Source organism: Streptomyces sp. NPDC008125 (genome assembly GCF_042957125.1).
In the GTDB taxonomy this organism is placed as follows: Bacteria; Actinomycetota; Actinomycetes; order Streptomycetales; family Streptomycetaceae; genus Streptomyces.
In genome coordinates, this window is record NZ_JBIBHR010000006.1 from 65586 (window position 1) to 86033 (window position 20448).

A 20448-nucleotide genomic window follows, 5' to 3' on the forward strand; every position below is an offset into this window, starting at 1 on the left:
GAGATTTCATGACTGAGAAGAAGAACCCTCTGAAAGCGGCGGCGGAGAAGGCGGCGGACGCCCTGCTGGGCACCGACGGACCGCCCGGCGGAGTGCCCGGGGTGCCGGGCTCGCTTCCGCCGTCGGTGCAGGAGCCGACCACACCGCGCGAGCCTCTGCCGCCGAAATCCGACCAGACGGGGCCGGAGACGGTCAGCCCCACCGGGCAGCCGACGGGTGCGGACCAGGCCCGGAACGCGCAGAGCGGGGCGTACCTGACGACGGCCCAGGGCGCCCGGCTGTACGACACCGACCATTCGCTCAAGGCCGGACCGCGCGGACCCGTGCTCCTGCAGGACCACCACCTGCGGGAGAAGATCACCCATTTCGACCACGAGCGGATCCCCGAGCGTGTCGTCCACGCCCGGGGCGCCGCCGCGCACGGCGTCTTCCGCGGCTACGGAACAGCGGCGGGGATCACCAAGGCCGCATTCCTCGCCAAAGACGTGGAGACCCCGGTGTTCGTCCGGTTCTCCACCGTCCTGGGCTCGCGCGGATCGGCCGACACCGTGCGTGACACCCGTGGCTTCGCGACGAAGTTCTACACCGAGGAGGGTGTTTTCGACCTCGTCGGCAACAACATCCCGGTGTTCTTCATCCAGGACGCCATCAAGTTCCCCGACATCATCCACGCCGGGAAGCCGCACCCGGACCGGGAGATCCCTCAGGCACAGAGCGCGCACGACACCTTCTGGGACTTCGTCACCCTGCACACCGAGGCCACCCACCACACCCTGTGGAACATGTCCGACCGGGGTATCCCGCGCTCCTACCGGATGATGGAAGGCTTCGGTGTCCACACCTTCCGCCTGGTCGACGCGGAAGGCCGCACCACCCTGGTGAAGTTCCACTGGAAGCCGAAACTCGGCGTGCACTCCCTGGTCTGGGAGGAGGCACAGATCGCCGCCGGCGTCGACCCCGACTTCCACCGCCGCGACCTCGCCGACGCCATCGAGGCGGGCGCCTTCCCCCAGTGGGAACTCGGCGTCCAGACCTTCCCCGACACCGAGGAACAGACCTTCGAAGGCATCGACCTGCTCGACCCGACGAAGATCGTGCCCGAAGAGCTCGCCCCCGTCCAGCCCATCGGGTTGATGACCCTCAACGCCAACCCGTCGAACTACTTCGCCGAGACCGAACAGGTCGCCTTCCACCTCGGCCACCTCGTCCCCGGCATCGACGTCACCAACGACCCGCTCCTGCAAGGGCGCCTCTTCTCCTACCTCGACACCCAGATCAGCCGCCTCGGCGGCCCCAACTTCGGCCAGCTGCCCATCAACCGCACACACACCCCCGTCAACGACATGCTGCGCGACGGCATGCACCAGACCGCCGTCCACCGGGGCGTCGCACCCTACCGCCCCAACTCCCTCGACGGCGGCTGCCCGTTCACCGCGGGCGCCGACACCGGAGCCTTCATCGACGTGCCCGTCGAGCTCCCCGCCGCGCGCAAGGTGCGCGAGGCGCCGGCGTCCTTCGACGACCACTTCAGCCAGGCCCGGCTGTTCTGGCTCAGCATGACCCCCACGGAACGCGAGCACATCGTCGCCGCCTACACCTTCGAGCTCGGCAAGTGCTGGGAAGAAGCCATCAAGGTGCGCGGACTCCAGGTCCTCGCCAACATCGACTCCGACCTCTGCGCCCAGGTCGCGACCGGTCTGGGGCTCCCCGCCCCCGAGCCGACCATCGCGCCGGCAACGGTCGAACCAAGCCCCGCGCTCTCCCAGATCGGCGGGGAGTGGCCGCTCGACGGCCGGATCATCGGCATCGTCACGGACGGATCCGACGATCTCGACGGGGTACGAGCCGTACGCCGCGCGATCCTCGACGCCGGCATGGTCCCCCTCATCGTCGCCCCGCAGGGAGGCACCCTCGGCCAGGGCGACGACCCCGTCACCGTGCAGCGCACCTTCGCCACCGCCCGGTCCATCGAATTCGACGCAATCCTGCTGGCCGGAGCACCCGGCCCGGCAGCCGACGGCTACGGAGCACGGGACGCCAAGGCGGACGACGCGGCCGCCGCCGTCCTCGCCGTCGATCCCCGCCTGCTGCTGATGATCGGCGAGGCGTTCCGCCACGGCAAGGCCCTCGGCGCCTGGGGCGAAGGAACCGACGCCCTCGCGGCAGCGGGCCTCCCCGCCGGCTCCCTCGGCGTCGTCGTCGACGAAGCACCCTCCCACGTACTCCAGACCATCACCGGCCTGCTCGCAGCACACCGCGCCTGGGACCGCTTCACACCCACCCTCTGACAGAGCTGCCGTTCGGGCGGCAGTCCCATGAACCGCCCGGAGGTCCACCTGGAGCGGCGTACGCGTGGCGCGACCGCGTGTGCGCCCCTCCAGGTGTACGGCACGGCCCCGCCCGGTCCCGCCCTCGAGTTTCGTCCCTCCCGCATCGGAAAGCCGCACCTCATGGACCACTCCGAAGCTCCCGTACTCGACGCCTTGGCCGCGTACCAGGCGAAGGACCAGCTGCCGTTCACCCCTCCCGGCCACAAACAGGGCCGGGGTGCCGATCCGAGGGTCCGGGCCGTCCTGGGCGACGCTCTTTTCCGGGCGGACATGCTGGCGGTGTCCGGTCTGGACGACCGGACGATGTCACACAAAGTCATGGAGCGCGCCGAGGTGTTGATGGCGGACGCGGTGGGCGCCGAGCACACCTTCTTCTCCACGTGTGGCAGCTCTCTCTCGGTGAAGGCCGCGATGTTGTCCGTCGCAGGGCCGCATCAGAAGCTGCTGGTCGGGCGCGACGTCCACAAGTCGGTGATCTCGGGCCTGATCCTCGCGGGCATCCGTCCCGTCTGGGTCGATCCCCAGTGGGACACAGGCCTCCACCTCGCCCACCCGCCGGTCCCCGACGCCTTCCGGGCAGCGTTCGAGGAACACCCCGACGCGCGCGGGGCCCTGGTCACCAGTCCCACCCCTTACGGCACCTGCGCGGACGTCGGAGCCATCGCGGAGCTCTGCCACCGACGCGGAGTTCCGCTGATCGTGGACGAGGCGTGGGGAGCCCACCTGCCCTTCCACCCCGATCTGCCCACCTGGGCGATGGACGCCGGCGCCGACGTCTGCGTGACCTCGGTCCACAAGATGGGCTCCGGGCTCGAGCAGGGATCGGTCTTCCATCTCCAGGGCGACCTCGTCACCAAGGACACCCTCGCCGCCCGCGCCGACCTGCTCGACACCACCAGCCCGTCGGTACTCGTCTACGCAGCCCTCGACGGGTGGCGACGGCAGATGGTGGAGCACGGCCGCGAACTCCTGACCGAGGCCCTCGCGCGCGCCCACCGGGTTCGCGCGGCCATCCAGGACATCGGCGGTCTGCACGTCAACGGACGCGCCGACTTCTGCGGCGCCGGACGAGCCGCGGACCTGGACCCGCTGCAGGTCTTCATCGACCTGAGCGACGTACCGTTCGACGGCTACACCGCCGCCGACTGGCTGCGCCGGAACCACCACATCAACCTGCACACCTCGGACCACCGACGCGTCAACGCCCAGCTGACGTACGCCGACGACGACATCACCACCACCCGGCTCCTCGACGGGCTGCGTGATCTCGTCGCCCACGCGGACGAGTTGCCGGCCGCACCGGACATCCGCCTGCCGGACCCGGGCGAACTCCGGCTCCACCAGGCGACCCTCCCCCGCGATGCGTTCTTCGGAGAGGTCGAGCAGATCCCCGCCGAACGGGCGGTCGGCCGGATCTGCGCCGAAATGCTCACGCCCTACCCGCCCGGGGTCCCCGCCGTCCTCCCCGGCGAAGTACTCGACCAGGCCGTGGTGGACTACCTGCGCGGCGGGGCTCGCGCCGGGATGCTGATCCCCGACGCGGCGGACGGCACCCTGGACACCATCCGCGTCTCCGTGCGCGACGTGGACGCGGACTGACCCGCCCCCCGGGGGCGGCGCCAGCCGCTGCGGCCCCGCGCCCCGCCCACCGCCACCGCCCAGCCCCGCGGCAACCCCGGCTTCGACACCCGGGAACACGGCACTGACCCGGACGAACGGAGAACGGAGGCAGCCACGGCATGGCCGATGACCAGACGACCGCGGGAGAGCCGAGAGGGGCCGGGCGGTTGGCCGGCTGGTGGCGAAGGGCGGCGTACGAAGACAGTTCCGAGCGGCACACCCTGTTGCTGATCGGCAAGAGCACCCTCGCCGCCACCCTCGCCTGGCTGGTGTCCTACGACCTCATGGACGCCACGTCACCGGCGTTCGCCCCGTTCTCCGCGGTGACGATCATGTACGTCACCGTCTACCAGTCCGTCGTGCAGTCCCTTCGCTATGTCGGGGCGGTCACGGTGGGAGTCGCAGTCCAGGCCCTGCTGGGCTTCCTCGCCGGCCCGGATCTGCTGACCTTCGTACTCGTGGCGGTGATCGCCCTGTCCATCAGCCGCCTGCGCGTCCTGGGGGCACAGGGCCCGCAGGTGGCCACCGCCGCCCTCTTCGCGTTCTCCACCTACGTCAGCACCACCGACGACTCCACCAGAGTCAGCCGACTGGGGCAGATCGTGCTCCTGGTCCTCATCGGCTGCGCCATCGGCACCGCCGTCAACGTCGCCATCGCCCCGCCCCTGCGCTACCGCAGCGCCGAACACGCCGTCCGTGTCCTGGCCCGTACGCTTCACGACCTCACGTCCGACATGCACCCCGCCCTGCGCGACGGAACCCTCGACGCGGACACCACCGCCCGCTGGCGCGACCGGGCCGCCCGGACCGGCAGCCTCATCGAACAGGCCAGAGCCGGTCTCGACACCGCCGTGGAGAGCGTCCGCTACAACCCGCGCCGACTGCTGCCCCGCCACCGCGGCCACCTCACGTTCCAGGGCTATGCCTCGGTGCTCGGCGCACTGGAGAGGACCTTGTACCAGCTGGCCTCCATGACCAGATGCCTCGACCAGTGGCACGACGAGGAGAACGAATACGTCTACCAGCCGTTTCTGGTCCGGTACGCCGACTTCCTGGAAGCGGTGTCAAAGACGGCCCTCACGCTGAGCACCCTCGACGAGGCGACCCTGCCGCAGCAGACCGAAAGGCTCGACCGGCTGGCCGGGGAGACCGAGGACCGGTGCCGCGAAGTCGTCGTCGAGGCCGACGCACGCACCCTTCCGCTGTCCGATCCCGGTCGGCCCTACGGCGTACTCGTCGTCGAGGCCACCCGTCTCAAGGAAGAGGTGCGGTACACCTGCGACACCCTCAGCGACTGGGTCAGGGCGTAGGCCCGCAGACGACCCTCCTGCCCGTGGTGAGGGCCCGGCGCGAGGAAGCCGACGGCTCGTGGTGGTACGACCTCCAGGTCCACGTCCGCAGCCCGGGCAGCGGGCGAGACCGGTTCCTGGTCCCGCCGGCCGCCGTGGACCTCCAGGCCCCGGCATTGCTCTGTGCGCCGGTCGACGGAGAGAGCCCCCGGACCGGGTCCCACCGCGAGGTACGGCGTCGATCACGTGCGGACTCCGGGAACCGGCCCCGCCCGGAGGCCCGGTCGGAGGCCCGGTCGGAGGCCCGGTCGGAGGCCCGGTCGGCTGCGGAGAGGCGGTCAGGGACCCTCTGTTGGCTCGGTGTGCCGCAGGTCTCCGGTATCCCAATGTCACGGTCGGAGCGAACCTGTCGAGCACACTGCCGGAACCCCGACGCGACGCTGCCCGCGATGTCAGTGCAGAACGCTGACGGCGCGTGCGATGACGAGCAGTGACGTCGTGAGTGCCGCGATGCTCTCGAAGCTCATCAGCAGTTTGGCGCGGCTGGAGAGCGGCATGGTGTCGGTGGGGCTGAAGGCAGTGGAGTTCGTCACGGAGATGTACAGGTAGTCCACGAGGGTGGGCACCCAGTCCGAGGTGCCGCTCGCACCGTCGGCGACCTCCTGGATCGCGTCGTCGTTCTCGTCCTGGGAGAACCGGAAGTCCGCCAGGGGTAGTTCGTCCCGGGGTGCCTGTGTCCGCGTGACGGGGCCGCCGCGGTCCAGTTCCCAGAAGGCCAGCCCGAACACGATGATGTTCGTCAGCCACACCTGCAGGGCCGCCGTGAGCAGCGCGGCACCGTCCTTCACCCCGGCGTGGATCAGTTCGTGGACCAGGATGCCCAGCGCGGTCATGTTGCTCGCCGCGATCACGAGCACGAGGGTCAGGGACAGCACGCGGAACGTCCGGGTCTGGCGGGTAAGGCGTCGGGGGTTGATCGCCACCAGGGGGACGAGGAGGAGCAGTTCCAGGCCGGGCAGTACGAACCGCGGGGCGACCAGCAACTGTTGCGGAAGGGCCAGGTAGAGGACGATCGCCACGAGGGTCGCCGCGACAGCGGGCAGTCGCGCCTCACCTCGCCGCTCATGACGCGGATGCCTGAACCTCGTCTCTGCCCGGCTCCTCGCCATGCGCTACTCCATTCAGCAGGGACTGCACTGTGATCAGTTCTCTTCCCCCGATTCGGGCAACCCTTCCCGCCACCGGAGCGCCGACATACGGAGCGGCGCGCCGCAAGGTCGGCCGGGGGAGCTTCGCAAGGTTGGTGCAGTCTCACACGGGCGTTACCAACGGCATCCACCCGAACCGAGGAGCGTGCCACCCGGACCGCTTGACGCCGTTGCGCGACCCGGTCGCGCGAGCGTCAGCCGCACGCCTGGTGCCGCGTCGGGCGACGCTCGCCCCAGCCAGGCGGAGTGATGATCTCCGTGGTAGCTTCCGGGCCGCCGTGCAGCACTGCGCATGCGAGGAGGCGCGTCCGATCGACGCTGTCACAGGCCGGGCTCCCTGGCCGCCGCGGTGCCGAAAGCACGGGACACATGGGCGGGCTTCCCGTCGCGGCCCATCCGCCCCAGCCGGACCCCACTTCCTCCCCCGCCTTGCCGGGTGCCTCCTTACGGAGTGATGACGTACCCGGCCTGTCACGGAGTCGTCGTGCACGGCGGGCTTAACGTGCCCGTATGCGTGTTCTGGTCACCGGCGGAGCCGGCTTCATCGGGTCCCATGTCGTCGATGCGTTGCGTTCGTACGGCCATGAGGCGGTGGTGTACGACGTGCGGGACGATCCGGGAGCGGACGTACGCGATGCGGCGGCGGTCGCCCGTTCACTCCACGGGATCGACGCGGTCTGCCACCAGGCTGCCATGGTCGGGCTGGGGAACGGGGTCGCCGACGCGGCGGAGTACGTCTCCCACAACGACCTGGGTACGGCCGTCGTGCTGTCCGCGATGGCGGCGGCCGGCGTGGGCCGGCTCGTGCTGGCCGGGTCGATGGTGGTGTATGGGGAGGGGCGGTACGACTGCGTCCGGCACGGGGTGGTGCGGCCCGGTCCACGAACCGCCGGCGACCTCGGTGCGGGCGTGTACGAGCCGAGGTGCCCGTCGTGCGGGAACCAGCTGTCCGCCGGCCTCACCGCTGAGGACTCCCCTCTCGATCCGCGCAACGTGTACGCGACGACCAAGCTCACGCAGGAGAATCTGGCGGCGGCCTGGGCCCGTTCGACGGGCGGTTCGGCGGTGTCGTTGCGCTACCACAACGTGTACGGGCCCCGGATGCCCCGCGACACCCCGTACGCGGGAGTGGCCTCCTTCTTCCGTTCCGCACTGGCCCGGGGCGAGGCGCCACGGGTCTTCGAGGACGGGCGGCAGCGACGGGACTTCGTGCACGTACGGGACGTTGCTGCCGCGAACGTGGCGGCGTTGGAGGCCGCCGCGCGGGACGGGGCACTGACGGTGTACAACACCGGCAGCGGGGAGCCGCACACCGTCGGCGAGATGGCGCGGGCCCTGGCCGGCGCCTGCGGGGGTCCCGGGCCCGTCGTCACGGGCGAGTACCGTCTGGGCGACGTCCGGCACATCACGGCCGACTCCTCGCGCCTGCGGACCGAGCTGGGTTGGAAGCCGGAGATCGGCTTCGACGAGGGGATGCGGGAGTTCACGAAAGCGGGCTGAGGAGCGGATGAGCCGGTCCGGCGAGCGCCCGTGGCATGCGGGAGTTGTCCGGGGCGGCCCCAGGCGCCCCGGGGCCGGAGCTCCGGTCGGTCGGTCAGGACCGTACGGGCAGGGTGACCTCGAAGCGGCAGCCACCGGGGATGTTGCGCACGGTGGCCCGGCCCTGGTGCGCCTCGACGATCCCTCGGACGATGGCGAGTCCCAGGCCCGCTCCGGCCGGCGGCGTGCGGGCGTCGGTGCCTCGCCAGCCGGTGTCGAAGACCCGTGCGAGGTCTTCCTCGGGAATGCCACCGCAACCGTCCGTCACCGACAACACCACACCGTCCGAGGCCCGTTCGGCAGCGATGGCGACGGTGCCGTCCGCCGGGGTGCGCCGGATGGCGTTGATCAGGAGATTGCCGAGCACCCGGCTCATCTCCTTGGCGTCCACCTCGACCGGAACGGGTTCGACCCGGTCGCCCACCAGCTTGACGCCGTGCTCACAGGCGAGGGGGTCGGCTCCCGCCAGCGCGTCGCCGACGAGGTCGTACAGGGAGATGCGTGAAGGGGCCAGCGCGAGAGTGCCGGCGTGGATACGGGAAAGTTCGAAGAGGTCTCCGACCATGCCGTTGAGCCGTTCGACCTCGGTGCGGATCTGCGCGAGGTAGCGGGCGGGGTCCGGTGCGACGCCGTCCTCCAGCGCCTCCGACATGGCGCGCAGCCCGGCCAGCGGAGTGCGCAGGTCGTGCGAGATCCAGGCGACGAGTTCCCGCCGGGACGCCTCCAGTGCCCGCTCACGCTCACGGGATTCGGCGAGTCTCGCGCTGGTGGCCGCGAGCTCGCGGCTGACCGCCTCCAGTTCGGCGGTGGCCGGGCCGTCGGGTGCGGCGAACGGGCCGTCGCCGAAGGTGCGGGCGGCATCGGCCAGTTCGTGGCTGCGGGCGACGACCCAGCGTCCCAGCAGCAGGGCGGTGGCCAGGGAGACGACGGCCGCCATGGCGACGACAGTCGTCACGACCGTCAGGTCGTGGGGTGAGAGGAACATCGCCCAGGCCACGGCCAGTGTTCCGGCGAGCATGGCCAGCACCCCCACCGTCGCGGCGACGGCGAGGGAGGCGGTGAGCGACCGGCGGCGGATCATCCGCAGGACGACCGCTCCCGCCGAGCCGGTGACGGCGGCACCCGCGAAGGCGTACAGCGCGATGAGGAGGATGTCACCCACGGCTGCCCGCCTGCCGATGCGCCTGTCCGGACGACTGCCCGTCCCGCTCTCGCGCCGCGGGGCGCCGTCCCGGTTCGAAGCGATAGCCGACGCCCCACACGGTCTGGATCAGACGGGGCCGAGCCGGGTCTTCCTCGATCTTGGCGCGCAGCCGCCGGACGTGGACGGTGACGGTCGACAGATCCCCGAAGTCCCAGCCCCACACCTCACGCATCAGATCCTCTCGGCTCCAGGCGCGCCCGGGGTTCCTCAGGAAGAAGGCGAGCAGGTCGAATTCCCGCAAGGTGAGGGCGAGTTCGTTTCCGTCTTTGGTGGCGCGGCGGGCTGGGGGGTCCACGGTGAGTCCGTCCGCCCCGAAGGGACGTGACTCCGAGTCGGGCCTTGAGCGGCGCAGTACCGACTCGACCCGCAGAACGAGTTCCCTGGGGCTGAAGGGTTTGGTGACGTAGTCGTCGGCGCCGACCTCCAGGCCGAGGATCCGGTCGCCCTCGTCGCCGCGGGCGGTGAGCATGATGACGGGGACCGGCCCGCGTTCGCGCAGTCGTCGGCAGACTTCCAGACCGTCCATGCCGGGCAGCATCAGGTCCAGTACGACCAGGTCCGGCCGGTGTGCGGCGGCGTGGAGGAGCGCCGTCGGCCCGTCGGGTGCGCGGTCCACGAGGTGACCTGCCCGGCCGAGGTATCCGGCGACGACCTCGGCGACGGTCGGATCGTCGTCGACGACAAGGATCCGGGGGGACGGACCTTCTGCTGGTGGGCCCGAGGACTCGTACGGCTGTTGCATGTCCCCCACCCTGCACCACCCCGTCAACTTCCTGGCCGCTGGGCCTCCGCGCAGCCCCGACGTCCGCGTTTCGTAAGGACCGCAGGCCCGAACTGTCCGATTCGCGCTCGTAGGGTGAAGGGCGTGACCACACCACCGGACGTCGATGTCGTCCTCCCCTGCCTGAACGAGGCCGAGGCACTGCCCTGGGTGCTCGCGCGCATTCCCGATGGTTGGCGTGCCCTGGTCGTCGACAACGGCTCGGACGACGGTTCGGCGGAGATCGCCCGCGCACTCGGCGCGACCGTCGTGCACGAGACGCGCCGGGGCTTCGGCGCCGCCTGCCACGCGGGACTGACCGCTGCCACGGCCGACATCGTCTGCTTCTGCGACTGCGACGCCTCTCTCGACCCCGCGCGGCTCGTGCCGTTCGTCGAAGAGGTCCGCTCCGAAGGCGCCGACCTGGTCCTCGGAAGGCGTATTCCACACACCCGGGGCGTCTGGCCCGTACACGCTCGCGTGGGCAACCTCGCTCTCGCGCACATGGTGCGCCGACGTACCGGGCTGCGCCTGCACGACCTCGGCCCCCTGCGCGCAGCACGTCGCGATCCGCTGCTCTCCCTCGACCTCACCGATCGACGCAGCGGCTACCCCCTGCAGATGGTGGTACGGGCGGCGGACGCGAACTGGCGTGTCGTGGAGCGCGACGTGCCGTATCTGCCGCGCGCCGGCGCGTCGAAGGTGACGGGCACCTGGCGCGGCACCTGGCAGGCGGTACGGGACATGAGCCGGGTCCTGCGCGAGACGGCCGCACACGCGGAAGGGAGCACGGGGTGACCACACTCCTCGTGATCGCCAAGGAACCACGGCCGGGCCGCGTGAAGACGCGGCTCACGCCGCCCTTCACCCCCGAGGAAGCGGCGGGACTCGCGGAGGCAGCGCTCGCCGACACCCTTCTCGCGGTGGCCGCCACGTCCGCGTCCCGGCGGATACTCGTCCTCGACGGTGCCCCGGGACCCTGGCTGCCTCCCGGGTTCGACGTGGTTCCGCAGTGCGGCGGTGGCCTGGACGAGCGGCTGGCGCGGGCGTTCGCGCACTGCGACGGACCGGCCCTGCTCATCGGCATGGACACCCCCCAGGTGACACCGCACTTGCTCGACGTGGACTTCACCGGGTGCGACGCGTACTTCGGTCCGGCCGAGGACGGTGGATTCTGGGCTCTCGGCCTGTCCCGCCCCGATCCTGACCTGCTGCGGGGCGTGCCCATGTCGACGTCGCGGACAGGCGCCGTGCAGCGGCAGCGACTGGTCGCGGCAGGCCTGCGGGTACGCGACCTCCCGGCCCTCCGGGACGTCGACATCGCGGCCGACGCCCACGCGGTGGCCGCCCTGGCGCCGCAGAGCCGTTTCGCGGCGCGGCTCGCCCGCTTCGCGACGGGGGAGGACGGCCGATGAGTACCACCACCGCACCTCCGTGGGCGGCCGCCGACTCCTACGCCGCGGCCCTGCGCGCCGGACGGGGACCGTTGTTCCTGCGCCGGGACGACGGCTGGCTGCTGCCACTGGAAGTGGAACGGTGGTGTGCCAGAGCCGACCCGGTGGATCTCGACGTACTCGACCGGTGCGAGGGCACCGTGCTCGACGTCGGGTGCGGACCCGGCCGTCTGGTGGCGGAACTCGCCGCCCGGGGCAGAACCGCCCTCGGCGTCGATGTCAGCGAGGCCGCGGTCGACCGTACGGTGCGGCTCGGCGGGGCAGCGCTGCGGCGCTCCGTGTTCGATCCGCTGCCGGGCGAGGGCCGTTGGGGAACGGTCCTGCTCATGGACGGCAACGTGGGCATCGGAGGGGACCCGCGCGCGCTCGTCGAGCGGGTCGCCGGTCTCCTCGCTCCTGGTGGGCTGATGATCGCCGAGACCGCGCCGGTCGACGTCGACGAGCGCCTGCGCGTCCGCATCACGGACGCGCGCACCCCCGCGGGCGCCCGCTTCCCCTGGGCGCGGGTCGGCACCCCGGCGTTGTACCGGCATGCGCCGGAGTGGGAGCGGACAGCTCAGTGGTCGGCCGGCGGCCGTCGGTTCGCCGCCCTCCGCAGCCGCAGGGCGAGCAGCAGCGCCGAGCCGCCGAAGAGGACGGCGGTGATCAGCAGCCAGCGGGAGAGGAACCCGTCCGACGGCAGCCCCGTGGCGAGCCGGTAACGCCTGCTCACCATCCCGCTGATCAGCGGGAACCACACGAGCAGCAGCAGGCCGGACAGTGCGGCGGGAGCCCGTAGGTACATCACCCACTCCCGGCGGCCGGCCGCTTCGAGAGCTTGTACCGCGGCCCGGTCCGCCGCCGCGTACAGGGGCAGCAGCACGAGGTCGTGCAGCAGCGCCGCCCCGACGATCCACAGTCCCACGCGGAGCCAGTCGTCCGCGAGGAGGCGGACACCCGCGTACGCGGTGAGAGCGAACGAACAGGCGAACAGCAGCAGTCGCAGCGGGCTGCCGACGGGATAACGTCGGTGCGTCACAGTTCTCCGAACGTCAGTCGGGCCACCCACTTGGTGTTCAGCACGCCGGGCGCGGCGGGCACGATCACCCGGGCGGGAAACCCGTGGTCGGGCGAGAGGTCCTCTCCGTTGACGTACAGGGCCAGCAGGGAGCGCGAATCGGCGACCTGATTGGCGCGCAGGGCCGACCGGCGGAAGGACCCGTGCCGCTGGAGGGACTCGACGAACACGTCCGGCGGATCGCCGTCGTGGCCCACGAGCGCCGCGAGGTCCCGCAGCCGCACCCCGCGCCACCACTGGTCGGACGTCGACCAGCCCTCGACGCAGGCGATCGGCAACGCCGAGCTGTGCAGCGGGAGCCGGAGAAGGTCCGTACGGGCGAGGCGGACGGTTCCGGTGCGCCCCGTGACGACGAGCCGCCAGGCGTCCTCGCCCGTCTCCGCCCCACCGATTCCGGCGTACGCGGCCGTCTTGTTGATCTGGAACCCGTTCGGGCCGGGGCCGGGTTCGGCACCTCCGTGCGGCGCGAGCAGAGCGGTTGCCCGCAGGGAGTCGGAGCTCCGTCCCACCGTCGTACCGAACAGCAGCAGCGAACCTCCCCCGACGAACCACAGCGCACCCCGGCGGGAGACCGTCGGACCGGCGGGTTCCGGGGCCACGAGTTCGGTCCGTTCCTCCCGCAGACGTCGCACGTTGCGCAGGGCGGCGGGTGTCTTCAGCAGAGCGTGCGCCAGGAACGCCGCGAAGAAGACCCACGCCCCGTAGAAGTGCAACGGGTAGAAGGACCCCGGGAAGACGTAGTTCAGCTGGACGTTGAAGACCCCGGTCACGAAGACGAACAGCCCGCCCCCGACCAGCAGCAGCAGCGAGATCCGCTCCAGTGCGTGGACGACGGACCGGGCCGGCGGCAGGACGAACAGTTTCGGTACCACCGACCACAACTTGCCGAACAGCACCGGGATCAGGGAGATGCCGAGGGTGACGTGGGCACCCTGGACGACTCGGTACGACCAATGGGGGCTCGTGGGCCAGGGAAACAGATAGAACCCGAGGATCCCCTTGCCGGGGGTCTTGTCGTTCACGGGCGACAGACCGGGGTTGTAGGCGGCGTACGAGAGCAGGCCCGTCACGAACAGCACCATGACGCCGCCGAGCAGGACGAGACCGAGCACGGACGTCAGCCGCGGGCCCCGCAGAGGGCTGCGCCAGAAGGCGGGGGACGTCGGGAACCGCGGGTCGTCTCTCATGGTCCGACCGTAGGCCGCAGTCCTTCCGGTGCGGTCCGCGCGACTCATGACGAAACTCTGACGTCCCGCCCGGACGGGGGTGGGCGGAGGTCTTGCCGCCCTAGCGTTCGGGACGTGATCCGCACCGTGCCTCGCACCGAACCGCATCCTCCGCGCCCCGCGCCCCGCCCGTCCGACGGCGACCGCTACGACCTGTACGCCGCCGCGGCGGCCGTGCTGCTGGTGACTGCCGCCGTGCTGATCGGACACCACATCCAGGACACCCGTCACACGCTGTCCGTCGGCTGGCCACCGGTGCTCGGCTCCTGGCAGCCCCACGGAGGACCTGGCACCCCCGCGGCTCTGCTCGTCGCGGTCCTCACGGTCGCCCACGGCCCCGCCCTCTCCGTCCGGATCCCGTGGCGGGTCCTGCTCCCGCTGGCGTGGGCCACGTCCATGGCCTGGATCTTCTCCCTCGCCCTGGTCGACGGCCCCCGCCGGGGCATCGCCGTCCGTCTCACGACGCGCAACGAATACCTCCAGGTCATCGACCGCTTCCAGGACATCCCGGCGGCTCTGCGCGGCTTCACGCAGCACATCCTGATCCACTCCCCCGACAACTGGCCCGCCCACGTCGCCGGACACCCTCCGGCGGCCACCCTGACGTTCGTCCTGCTCGACCGGCTCGGTCTGCGGGGAGGCGCCTGGGCGGGAGTGTGGTGCGTCTCGGTCGGAGCGACCGCCTGCGTGGCCGTGCTGGTCGCGATACGCGCCCTGGCCGGCGAGCGCTTGGCGCGGCGGGCGGCCCCCTTCCTGGCCGTCGCACCGGCCGCGGTGTGGATGGGCACCTCGGCAGACGCCTACTTCGCCGCCGTCGCCTCCTGGGCGGTGGCTCTGCTGGCCGTCGCGCTGACCCGGGGCTCCCTCCGGGCCGCCGCCGCGTCCGGGCTGTTGTTCGGTCTGACCTGCTACCTCTCCTACGGCCTCACGCTCTTCGCGTTCATCGCCGCCGCAGTACTGTTCCTCGGTCGGCACGCAATCCGCGAACGCCCCGTGCTGATCGCCCACCTGCTCGTCGGCGCGGCCGTCGTGCCGATCGCGTTCACGCTCGCCGGATTCGACTGGTGGGAGGGGTACCACCTGCTGGTCGTCCGCTATTACCAGGGCGCGGGCGGCACCCGTCCGTACGGGTACTGGGTGTGGGCCAACCTGGCGTGCACCGTCCTCATCACCGGCCTGGCGACGGCGGCGGGCCTACGGCGGGGCGGCGCGAAACTGGCGAACGGACCGGGTGGTGCCCTCAGCTCCCCGGACGGCTCGGGCGCCCGGGCACCGGCCGACCCCCGCCTCGCGTTTCTGACGGCAGCCGCCCTACTGGCCCTGCTCGTCGCCGACCTGTCAGGGATGAGCAAGGCGGAGACGGAACGCATCTGGCTGCCCTTCGCCATGTGGCTGCTCCCCGCCTGCGCCTTCCTCACCCGCCACCGCGCCTGGCTCGCCGCTCAGGTGGTGCTCCCCCTGCTCCTGAATCATCTGCTGCTGACCGGCTGGTGATGGGGGAGCACCGGGCGACGGCTGTCGCGGGGTCCCGCCGGTCGGACGCCCTGTCCGGCTGCTGTGCGTGCCCCGCGGATTCACGATCGAGCCGCCCCCGGCTTCGTCGTCTGCGGCTGTGGGTCGAGCTCGATGAGGAGCAGGGCGGAGTCGTCGTCCGGTGGCGCTCCGGTGAAGGCCGCGACATCGGCCCGGATCCGGTTGAGGGCTTCTCCCGGGCTGCCTTCGCCCAGCAGTGGCGCGACCCTCTCGCCCACGGGGTAGAAGTTGCCTTCGCCGTCCCGCGCCTCGCTGAGGCCATCGGTGTAGAAGAAGAGCCGGTCCCCGGCATGAAGGGTGAGCCGGTTGACGCCTTCTTGCCGGGCCCCGCCCGTCATGGCGCTCAGGCCGAACGGTGGCATCGGATCGTTCGACTCAACGAACGTCGTACTGCCGTCACGGGCATGCAGCAGGGGCGGGGGGTGGCCGTGGTTGAACGCGACGAGCTGCCCGGAGGGGCTGATCCGGGCGAGGATGCCGGTCACGAACCGCTGGCCGTCCGTTCGGCGTTCCAGGGCGGACTCGATGCGGCGGTCCACGTCCGCGAGATCTGCGAGGTCCGGGCCGGATTCCCGGAAGGCGGCGAGCACCGTGGCGGCGCAACGGACGGTGGCCAGTCCTTTGCCCTGAACGTCGGCGATGATCAGGCGGACGCCGTCGGGTGAGGCCACCGCGTCGTAGAGGTCCCCTCCGATGCGGGTGGCACGGCTGGCGGAGATGTACGAGGCTCCGATGCGGACGGGGCCGATGACCGGCGGTACAGCGGTGAAGAGCACGTCCTCCAAGGTCTCGGCTACTTCCCGCACGTCGATGAGACGTTGTTCGGTCTTCACTCGTGACCACGCCGCGAAGGCGGATGCCAGGGTGACGTAGGCGATGGCGGCGAGCGCGACGCTCATCCGCAACTCACCGAAGCGGTCGGCTTTCCATGCGAACAGCAGGCACAGGAGAACGGCCACGGCACCCATGGCCACGACGTTCCGCAACGGCCCTCGCGCCGAAGCCACCGCGGGTCCGGCGGCGTACACGGGCAGCAGGTTGTACTCCGGGCCAGTGGCCGCGTCCACGACCGCGATGCCCAGCAAGACCCCCAGTGACAGCGCGCTCGGGGAACGAGTCATCCCGTTCAACCATCGACGCCATGGCCTCACCGCACCTCCCGCACTGATCGCCTCGAAGCCCTCCGGCATCGGCCCGACCGACGATGACCATTTGTACGCAAATGGCGGCGAAGAGGAGCGCAACAATCGAAATGCAACGCGCGCAGGAGCGAGGGAATGAGCCGAATGCGCGAGTCGTGCTCTGCGTGGCGCGCTCGACGGCCGAGCCGAGTCCGGCCGATTGCCGATGCCCGCGCTAACCCCTCAGAGTCTCCAGCAGCCTCAGCCACACCTCGCTGATGGTCGGGTAGGACGGAACTGCGTGCCAGAGGCGTGCGAGGGGCACTTCCCCCGCCACCGCGATGGTGGCCGAGTGGATGAGCTCGCCGACGCCCGGGCCGACGAAGGTGACGCCGAGGAGGGTCTCGCGGTCCAGGTCGACGATCATGCGGGCGTGGCCCCGGTAGCCGGAGGCGTACAGGCTCGCGCCCGAGACCGACCCGAGGTCGTAGTCGACGGCCCGGACGCGGAGGCCGGCGCGTTCGGCTTCCGCGAGGGTGAGGCCGACCGAGGCGGCCTCCGGGTCGGTGAACACGACCTGGGGGACGGCGGCGTGGTCGGCGGTGGCCGCGTGGGCGCCCCAGCGGCCGGTCTCCAGGGGCGTTGTGCCCTGGGCGCGGGCGGCGATCGCGGCGCCCGCGATCCGGGCCTGGTATTTGCCCTGGTGGGTGAGGAGTGCGCGGTGGTTGACGTCTCCGACCGCGTAGAGCCAGCTGCTGCCCTCCACCCGGCAACTGTCGTCCACGGTCAGCCAGCTACCGGGCTCCTGGCCCACCGTCTCCAGGCCGAGGTCGTCCGTGCGGGGGGCCCGCCCGGTGGCGAAGAGGATCTCGTCGGCCTCGATCCGGTCGCCGTCGTCCAGTTCGACGGTGACCGGTCCGTCGGGGGCGGGCCGGTGGAGGGCGGTGGCCGAGACGCCGTACCGGATGTGCGCACCGGCTTCGGTGAGTGCCTCGGCGACCAGTTCACCGGCGAAGGGCTCCATCTTCGGCAGGAGTCCGCCGCCCCGGACGAGCAGCGTCACCCGGGCGCCCAGGCCCTGCCAGGCGGTGGCCATCTCCACGCCGACGACTCCGCCGCCGACGACGACGAGCCGGCCGGGCACGCTCTTCGCGCTGGTCGCTTCCCGGCTGGTCCAGGGGTGGGCGTCGGCGACGCCGGGCAGGTCGGGGACGACGGCGCGGCTGCCGGTGCAGACGGCCACGGCGTGCCGCGCGGTCAGGGTACGGACCGTTCCGTCCGGGGCGGTGACGGAGACGCTCTTCTCACCGGTCAGCCGCCCCTGGCCGCGGAAGACGTCGGCGCCGACGCTCTCCAGCCACTCCACCTGTCCGTCGTCCTTCCAGTGGGAGGTGAACCCGTCGCGGTTGGCGAGGACGGCGTCGGCGTCCAGGGGGCCCTGCACGGCGGCTTCGAGCCCGGGCACCCTGCGCGCCTCGGCGCGGGCGACCACGGGGCGCAGCAGTGCCTTGCTGGGCATGCAGGCCCAGTAGGAGCATTCGCCGCCGACGAGTTCGGCTTCCACGACGGCGGCGCTCAGGCCCGCCGCCCTGACCCGGTCGGCCACGTTCTCCCCCACCGGTCCCGCTCCGATGACCACGACGTCGTACTCGGCACTGCTCTCTGCTTCGTTCATGGGCCCAGTCTGTCCGGGCGTGTGCCGTACGGCCACAGGGGCAGGCGGAATAGTGCACGGATGGTCACGGTTGAGCCGGACAGGTCCCCACCGGCACGAGAAACCGGCACAGGAAGAGGTAGCAGAGAATGAGCACCGTAGAGCTCACCAAGGAAAACTTCGACCAGGTCGTCAGCGACAACGAGTTCGTCCTGATCGACTTCTGGGCTTCCTGGTGCGGTCCCTGCCGCCAGTTCGCCCCGGTCTACGACTCCGCGTCGGAGCGGCACCCCGACCTCGTCTTCGCGAAGGTCGACACCGAGGCGCAGCAGGAGCTGGCCGCGGCTTTCGAGATCCGGTCGATCCCCACGCTCATGATCGTCCGTGACAACGTGGCCGTGTTCGCGCAGCCGGGCGCGCTGCCGGAGGCCGCGCTGGAGGACATCATCGGGCAGGCGCGGAACCTCGACATGGACGAGGTGCGCAAGTCGGTGGAGGAGCAGAAGAAGCAGGCGCAGGGCCAGCAGCAGGCGTAGCACCCCGGAGCGGAGGCTCCTGGACGCCCGGCCTTCGAGGCCCCGGGTGGAGTGCACCGGTGTGTGCCGGTGTGCTCCGGCCGGGGCCTCTAGGGCGTGTCTGACAATTCGCGTCGGGTCGGCGGGCGGTGTCCGGTGCGGTGCATCGCAAGGCGGAGGACCGCCCGAGTACTGGATGTACTCGGACGGTCCGACAACGCCGCGAGGTGCCGTGCCGGGCGCCGACCGCCCGGTGGGAATTGTCAGACACGCCCTAGCGTGGTCGGATCGCCGGGCGGGACTTCCGCCGGAGGCCGAGGTCTCAACCGCCCGCTCGGCCCGCGGCCGGGTCGCCGCCCGGTGCGGGGCTGCGGTCCGCGACGCGTACCGAGAGGCCGTAGTCGATCTCGGCGCCGTCGATCAGGAGCGCTTCGACCGTCCGCGTGGCCGGGTCGATGTCGGCCTCGATGCCGTCTCCGGCGTAGCGGGGGTAGCCGGACGCGCCGGTGGCGCCGGTGGCCTCCACGATCCCGGACCGGATGGCGCTGCCGGGCCGCGGCGGGTCGTCCCGTTCGCTCTCCCCCCTCTTCACCGGTCCCGGCTTGTCGGCGCCGGACGCGTCGGCGTACTCGGGTACCAGCAGGATTTCGTAGCTCTGCGGATGGCTCATGGGCCGACGCTAAGGGCTGTCCGGCGGTGGCCGGTGGACCGGCGCGCGCCGTCAGGTCGAGTCGCGGGGCACCGCCACGGCCCGCAGGAGTTCGTGGTGCTCCGGTTCGCCGCCGGGGTGCCGGACGAGCCGGTCGATGAGCTCCGCGAGGGGCTGTCCGGTGGCGAGCGCCATCCGTACGGTGCTCAGCCGGGGGCGGAGCAGTCTTCCGAGCATCAGGTCGTCGGCGCCGATCACGGCGGCCTCGGCGGGCACCCGGATCCCCGCGTCCTGGAAGGCCCGCATCAGCAGCATCGCGTACTCGTCGTTGTAGGCGAAGACGGAGTCCAGGCCGAGGTCGCGCCAGCGGGAGGCCAGGCGGGCGGCGGCCCCCTCGTCGTACGCCAGGACGAGTTCCTCGGTCCGCGCTCCGGCCGGTCGCGCCGCCTGCCGGACGCCTTCGAGGCGCGGGACGGCGAAGGGGGTGGTCGCCTTCTCCTCGGGCACGACCACGCCGATCCGCCGGTACCCCCGCTCCAGCAGGTGGGCCGCGGCGCGGCTGCCGACCTCGCGTTGGTCCAGCACCAGGCCGTGCGCTCCGTCGACCGGGTGCGGGCCCAGGGTGATGACGGCCTTGGCGCCGGAGCGGTGGAGGACGGCGATGCCGTAGGCGGTGAGGGCCAGCCCGGCCGGCGCGACCACGGCCACGGGGCGGAGTTCCGCCCAGGCCCGCGCGGCCTCGTCCGCGCCGAGGCCGGCGCTGCCGTACTGGACGACGGTGTAGTCGAGTCCGCGCAGGCCCGCCTGCAGTTCCTGCAGGAAGTGGCGGTAGAGGGGGCCCTCGGGGAGGTGCCCGGCGGGCAGCAGCACCATACGGGTGTGTCCGGCGCGCAGGCTCCTCGCCGCGGCGTGGGGCACGTAGCCGAGGTCTCGGGCCGCTTCCCGCACCCGGCGGCGGGTGGGTTCGCTGATCCGCATGGTGGGGTTGTTGTTGAGTACGTAGGACACGGTGGCCCGGGAGACGCCCGCCAGCCGCGCCACGTCGGCGCTCGTGGGGACGGGAGATTCCGAGGGCTGCTTGGGTAACTGGCTCATGGCGACGGGCAGTCTTGCAGACGCACCGGAGGGGGTCGCGTCCCGGGGCACCCCGAGACACTCCGGCTGCGCGCGGGGGCGTACACGCGCTCCCGTCGTGCGCCTCCCGCGCCGCCCCGTGCCGAGCCGTCGTGACGCCACGTGCCGGGCGTTCGCACCGCTTCGCTTGGGTTCTGACGGTCCTTCGCACCGCC

The 20448-nt window shown here is 71.6% G+C and carries 17 protein-coding genes; 9 read left to right on the forward strand and 8 right to left on the reverse strand.

Annotated features, from left to right (window positions below; translation table 11 throughout):
- Positions 1-8 precede the first annotated feature (8 nt).
- The 3 genes from ACFZAX_RS12205 to ACFZAX_RS12215 all read left to right on the forward strand — a co-directional run bounded on the left by ACFZAX_RS12205 (position 9) and on the right by ACFZAX_RS12215 (position 5260).
- A complete protein-coding gene (locus ACFZAX_RS12205; RefSeq protein ID WP_390961086.1) occupies positions 9-2288 on the forward strand; it encodes a catalase in 2280 nt (759 codons plus the stop codon).
- A gap of 162 nt (positions 2289-2450) precedes the next feature.
- Complete coding sequence (locus tag ACFZAX_RS12210; protein ID WP_390961087.1) at positions 2451-3929, forward strand: aminotransferase class I/II-fold pyridoxal phosphate-dependent enzyme; 1479 nt, start codon at positions 2451-2453, stop codon at positions 3927-3929.
- A 140-nt stretch (positions 3930-4069) separates the two neighbouring features.
- Positions 4070-5260 (forward strand): aromatic acid exporter family protein, encoded by a 1191-nt coding sequence (locus ACFZAX_RS12215; protein ID WP_390961088.1) that lies wholly within the window; start codon positions 4070-4072, stop codon positions 5258-5260.
- 431 nt (positions 5261-5691) lie between these two features.
- Here the strand turns inward: ACFZAX_RS12215 and ACFZAX_RS12220 are convergent, their stop codons facing one another.
- On the reverse strand, positions 5692-6408 hold the full coding sequence (locus ACFZAX_RS12220) for a hypothetical protein (RefSeq protein WP_390961089.1): 717 nt from the start codon (positions 6406-6408) through the stop codon (positions 5692-5694).
- A gap of 549 nt (positions 6409-6957) precedes the next feature.
- Between ACFZAX_RS12220 and ACFZAX_RS12225 the strand changes: the two genes are divergently transcribed.
- Positions 6958-7947 carry an NAD-dependent epimerase/dehydratase family protein gene (locus tag ACFZAX_RS12225; RefSeq protein ID WP_390961090.1) on the forward strand — a complete coding sequence of 330 codons (990 nt, stop codon included), beginning with the start codon at positions 6958-6960 and terminating at the stop codon, positions 7945-7947.
- A gap of 94 nt (positions 7948-8041) precedes the next feature.
- On the opposite strand, the gene ACFZAX_RS12230 is transcribed toward ACFZAX_RS12225, so the two are convergent.
- Both ACFZAX_RS12230 and ACFZAX_RS12235 read right to left on the reverse strand, forming a co-directional pair.
- Positions 8042-9148 (reverse strand): ATP-binding protein, encoded by a 1107-nt coding sequence (locus tag ACFZAX_RS12230; RefSeq protein WP_390961091.1) that lies wholly within the window; start codon positions 9146-9148, stop codon positions 8042-8044.
- A complete protein-coding gene (locus ACFZAX_RS12235; RefSeq protein ID WP_390961092.1) occupies positions 9141-9932 on the reverse strand; it encodes a response regulator in 792 nt (263 codons plus the stop codon). Before ACFZAX_RS12235 ends, ACFZAX_RS12230 begins: the two co-directional genes overlap by 8 nt.
- A gap of 114 nt (positions 9933-10046) precedes the next feature.
- Between ACFZAX_RS12235 and ACFZAX_RS12240 the strand changes: the two genes are divergently transcribed.
- Genes ACFZAX_RS12240 through ACFZAX_RS12250 form a run of 3 tightly spaced genes read left to right on the forward strand, consistent with a single transcriptional unit; the run spans position 10047 to position 12105 of the window.
- Positions 10047-10748 (forward strand): glycosyltransferase, encoded by a 702-nt coding sequence (locus ACFZAX_RS12240; protein ID WP_390961093.1) that lies wholly within the window; start codon positions 10047-10049, stop codon positions 10746-10748.
- On the forward strand, positions 10745-11365 hold the full coding sequence (locus ACFZAX_RS12245; protein WP_390961094.1) for a DUF2064 domain-containing protein: 621 nt from the start codon (positions 10745-10747) through the stop codon (positions 11363-11365). Before ACFZAX_RS12240 ends, ACFZAX_RS12245 begins: the two co-directional genes overlap by 4 nt.
- Positions 11362-12105 (forward strand): methyltransferase domain-containing protein, encoded by a 744-nt coding sequence (locus ACFZAX_RS12250; protein ID WP_390961095.1) that lies wholly within the window; start codon positions 11362-11364, stop codon positions 12103-12105. Before ACFZAX_RS12245 ends, ACFZAX_RS12250 begins: the two co-directional genes overlap by 4 nt.
- Before the next feature lie 313 nt (positions 12106-12418).
- Here ACFZAX_RS12250 and ACFZAX_RS12255 read toward each other — a convergent pair whose 3' ends face one another.
- Positions 12419-13648, reverse strand: coding sequence for a molybdopterin-dependent oxidoreductase (locus ACFZAX_RS12255; protein WP_390961097.1), 1230 nt, complete (start codon positions 13646-13648; stop codon positions 12419-12421).
- A 114-nt stretch (positions 13649-13762) separates the two neighbouring features.
- On the opposite strand from ACFZAX_RS12255, the gene ACFZAX_RS12260 reads away from it, so the two are divergent.
- Positions 13763-15181 (forward strand): hypothetical protein, encoded by a 1419-nt coding sequence (locus ACFZAX_RS12260; RefSeq protein WP_390961098.1) that lies wholly within the window; start codon positions 13763-13765, stop codon positions 15179-15181.
- An 80-nt stretch (positions 15182-15261) separates the two neighbouring features.
- Here the strand turns inward: ACFZAX_RS12260 and ACFZAX_RS12265 are convergent, their stop codons facing one another.
- On the reverse strand, positions 15262-16341 hold the full coding sequence (locus ACFZAX_RS12265) for a SpoIIE family protein phosphatase (protein ID WP_390961099.1): 1080 nt from the start codon (positions 16339-16341) through the stop codon (positions 15262-15264).
- Between the two features lie 235 nt (positions 16342-16576).
- On the reverse strand, positions 16577-18016 hold the full coding sequence (locus tag ACFZAX_RS12270) for an FAD-dependent oxidoreductase (RefSeq protein ID WP_390961100.1): 1440 nt from the start codon (positions 18014-18016) through the stop codon (positions 16577-16579).
- Positions 18017-18144: 128 nt separating this feature from the next.
- Between ACFZAX_RS12270 and trxA the strand changes: the two genes are divergently transcribed.
- On the forward strand, positions 18145-18531 hold the full coding sequence (trxA, locus tag ACFZAX_RS12275; protein WP_390961102.1) for a thioredoxin: 387 nt from the start codon (positions 18145-18147) through the stop codon (positions 18529-18531).
- 301 nt (positions 18532-18832) lie between these two features.
- Here trxA and ACFZAX_RS12280 read toward each other — a convergent pair whose 3' ends face one another.
- A complete protein-coding gene (locus ACFZAX_RS12280; RefSeq protein ID WP_390961104.1) occupies positions 18833-19180 on the reverse strand; it encodes a hypothetical protein in 348 nt (115 codons plus the stop codon).
- Positions 19181-19231: 51 nt separating this feature from the next.
- A complete protein-coding gene (locus ACFZAX_RS12285) occupies positions 19232-20254 on the reverse strand; it encodes a substrate-binding domain-containing protein (protein WP_390961105.1) in 1023 nt (340 codons plus the stop codon).
- Positions 20255-20448 lie beyond the last annotated feature (194 nt).

What these genes read in the sequence shown, in the direction of transcription:
- ACFZAX_RS12280 (WP_390961104.1), bottom strand. Translation starts at nt 19,180, where the DNA reads ATGAGCCATCCGCAGAGCTACGAAATCCTGCTGGTACCCGAGTACGCC.
- ACFZAX_RS12250 (WP_390961095.1), top strand. Translation starts at nt 11,362, where the DNA reads ATGAGTACCACCACCGCACCTCCGTGGGCGGCCGCCGACTCCTACGCC.
- ACFZAX_RS12285 (WP_390961105.1), bottom strand. Translation starts at nt 20,254, where the DNA reads ATGAGCCAGTTACCCAAGCAGCCCTCGGAATCTCCCGTCCCCACGAGC.
- ACFZAX_RS12210 (WP_390961087.1), top strand. Translation starts at nt 2,451, where the DNA reads ATGGACCACTCCGAAGCTCCCGTACTCGACGCCTTGGCCGCGTACCAG.
- ACFZAX_RS12215 (WP_390961088.1), top strand. Translation starts at nt 4,070, where the DNA reads ATGGCCGATGACCAGACGACCGCGGGAGAGCCGAGAGGGGCCGGGCGG.
- ACFZAX_RS12235 (WP_390961092.1), bottom strand. Translation starts at nt 9,932, where the DNA reads ATGCAACAGCCGTACGAGTCCTCGGGCCCACCAGCAGAAGGTCCGTCC.
- ACFZAX_RS12265 (WP_390961099.1), bottom strand. Translation starts at nt 16,341, where the DNA reads ATGACTCGTTCCCCGAGCGCGCTGTCACTGGGGGTCTTGCTGGGCATC.
- ACFZAX_RS12255 (WP_390961097.1), bottom strand. Translation starts at nt 13,648, where the DNA reads ATGAGAGACGACCCGCGGTTCCCGACGTCCCCCGCCTTCTGGCGCAGC.
- ACFZAX_RS12270 (WP_390961100.1), bottom strand. Translation starts at nt 18,016, where the DNA reads ATGAACGAAGCAGAGAGCAGTGCCGAGTACGACGTCGTGGTCATCGGA.
- ACFZAX_RS12220 (WP_390961089.1), bottom strand. Translation starts at nt 6,408, where the DNA reads ATGGCGAGGAGCCGGGCAGAGACGAGGTTCAGGCATCCGCGTCATGAG.
- ACFZAX_RS12205 (WP_390961086.1), top strand. Translation starts at nt 9, where the DNA reads ATGACTGAGAAGAAGAACCCTCTGAAAGCGGCGGCGGAGAAGGCGGCG.
- trxA (WP_390961102.1), top strand. Translation starts at nt 18,145, where the DNA reads ATGAGCACCGTAGAGCTCACCAAGGAAAACTTCGACCAGGTCGTCAGC.
- ACFZAX_RS12225 (WP_390961090.1), top strand. Translation starts at nt 6,958, where the DNA reads ATGCGTGTTCTGGTCACCGGCGGAGCCGGCTTCATCGGGTCCCATGTC.